We start from the raw sequence: 2,592 nt of genomic DNA, 5'->3' as shown, positions 1-2,592 counted from the left end.
GGAGGGGCGGGCCGGGGTGTGGGTGCGGCCCGACCCGCCGCTCCGGCTCCCGGCCGGCCGCTACGCCGTGCCGGCCGTCCGGTAGGTGCACACCTGGACCCCCGCGTCGCTGGTCACGGACGAGACCAGTTCCAGGGTGTGCAGCCCGCCGTCCCCGGGGAAGATCGTCTTGCCGCCGCCGAGGATGACCGGCATGACCATCAGGCACAGCTCGTCGACCAGCCCCTCGCTCAGCAGCATGCGCACGAGCGAGGGGCTGCCCATGACCAGCAGCCCGCCGCCCTCGGTACCGCGCAGCTCGCGGACGCGTTCCGCGGCCTGCTCGCCGGGGATGCGGGTGCTGTTGTGCCACGTCAGCTCGTCGTCGCCGAGCGTCCGGGAGACCACGTACTTGCGGATGGAGTTCATCCGGTCGGCGAACGGGTCGCCGGCCCGCTCGGGCCACGCCCCGGCCATCGTCTGCCACGTGCGGCGCCCGAACAGCAGGGCGTCGGCCTGCGACATCGCGTCGTCGAAGGCGCCGCCGACCACCTCCGGGTCGAAGAACGGGTGCGTCCAGCCGCCGTGTGCGAAGCCGCCCTCGGTGTCCTCCTCGGGGCCGCCCGGTGCCTGCACGACGCCGTCCAGGCTCATGAACTCACTGATCACGATGCGCACTTCGACTCGCTCCTCGGTCGCTCTTGACGGTACGGACATGCAGACGTCCGCACCGTCGGAAACTCATCGCACCGCGGTCGCCCCGCGGGGATGGCCCGGGGCACGTCCGCCCTCACGCGGACAGCGTGGCACGGGGACGGCCCGGCTCCCTGGACGAGGAGCCGGGCCGTTCCGGATCGTGTGGTGCGTCGCGACCGGCCTTCGGCGGCTCGGCCGGTGCCGGTCAGTCGACGACGGTGATGCGGTCCGTCGCCGGGGCCTCGAAGGGTGAGGCGGCGGAGGAGTTGGCGGTCAGGTAGCGCTCCAGCGTCTCCCGGTCCACCGCGCCGACGTACGGGTCGGTTCCCTCGGCGAAGGTCGGGAAGCCGTCGCCGCCGCCCGCGAGGAACGAGTTCATCGCGACCCGGTAGGTCCGGTCGGAGTCCAACGGCTCACCGTTGAGCCGCACCGAGTCGGCCACCACCCGGTCGGCGCCCGACCTGGTGAGGTCGAGGGTGTAGGTGAAGCCGTCCGAGACCTGGAGGATCTTCGGCGTCGCCTCGTTCGACCCGCTGACCTGCTCGCGCAGGATCTGGAGCAGCTGGGCGCCGGTGAGGTCGGCGAAGTTGACCGTGTTGGAGAACGGCTGCACCGCGAAGCCCTCGGCGTAGGTGACGACACCGTCCCCCTCGCTGCCGGACGCCGCGTGCACCAGGTCGGTGCGGATGCCGCCGGGGTTCATCAGCGCCAGTTCCACCGAGTCGTCGGTCGCGCGGCCGTAGGCCAGCTGGGCGTCGGCCACCAGGTTGCCCAGCGGCGACTCGGGCCGGGTGCGGTCCGCGGTGATGTCCTCGGCGATCCAGCCGATGGGGCGGGAGGCGACGGGCGCCGCCAGGTCCTGCCAGAAGCCCAGCAGCCGGGTGACGTCCGCGGCCCGGGGGCGGTCGCGGTGCACGACGCGGTTGCCGCCCTCGACCGAGGTGCGCACGATGTCCCGGGTCCTGCGGTCGTAGGCCATGTTCAGCTCGGTGAACAGCCGGCCGTTGGACGCCGCCGACGTGACCAGGCGGTCCTGGCCCTTGGGGTCCGGCACCGTGCAGACGTACGCCTGGTGGGTGTGGCCGGTGACGAGGGCGTCCACCCCGGCGTCGGTCCGGCGGGCGATGTCCACGATCGGCCCTGACAGGCCGTCACCGGTGGAGCAGTCGTGGTTGTAGGCCTGTGACGGCGGGTAGCCGCCCTCGTGGACCAGGGCGACGACCGCGTTGACGCCCTTCCGCTTGAGCACCTTCGTGTACTTGTTGAGCGTCTCCGCCTCGTCGAGGAACGTCAGGCCCTCGATGCCGCCGGGCGAGACGATGTCCTTGGTGCCCTCCAGCGTCACCCCGATGAAGCCGACCTTGACGCCCTTCACCTTCTGCACGGTGTAGGGCGCGAGCAGCGGCCTCTTCGTCCTGCTGTCCACCACGTTCGCCGCGAGGATCGGGAAGTCGGCGCCCTCGAAGGTGCGGCCGTCGGCGTAGCAGCCGTCCACCGGGTGGCAGCCGCCGCGCTGCTTGCGCAGCAACTCCTCGGCGCCCTCGTCGAACTCGTGGTTGCCGACGCCGACCACGTCCATGTCGAGGGTGTTCAGCGCCTCGATGGTGGGCTCGTCGTGGAACAGCCCGGACAGCAGCGGGCTGGCACCGACCATGTCGCCGGCCGCGACCGTCACCGAGCGGGAGTGCCCCCTGCGGGCCTCGCGCAGCGCCGTCGCCAGGTACTCCACCCCGCCGGCGTCGATCTGCTCGGTGCTGCCGTCGGCGTGCTCGTGCGTCACCCGGCCGCCCGAACCGGTGGGCGGTTCCAGGGCGCCGTGGAAGTCGTTGACGGCCAGCACCTGGAGGTCGACGGTCCGGCCGTGCTTGCCGTGGCCGTGGGACCTCTCCGGAGCGGCCTGCGCCGTGGGCACGGCCG

The 2,592-nt window shown here is 72.5% G+C and carries 2 protein-coding genes; both read right to left on the bottom strand.

Going from position 1 to position 2,592, the window contains the following annotated elements; all coding sequences use genetic code 11:
• Positions 1–60 precede the first annotated feature (60 nt).
• Entirely contained in the window at positions 61–657 is a 597-nt protein-coding gene (locus tag ACYVE9_RS22380) for a dihydrofolate reductase family protein (RefSeq protein WP_461029690.1), read from the bottom strand.
• Positions 658–880: 223 nt separating this feature from the next.
• Positions 881–2,592: bifunctional metallophosphatase/5'-nucleotidase (locus ACYVE9_RS22375; protein WP_461029689.1), on the bottom strand; the 1,712-nt coding region annotated here is incomplete at its 5' end.

The organism is Streptomyces sparsus (assembly GCF_054776295.1).
Note: the sequence above shows the minus strand (reverse complement) of the source record. Positions and strands in the feature narration are given on the sequence as shown.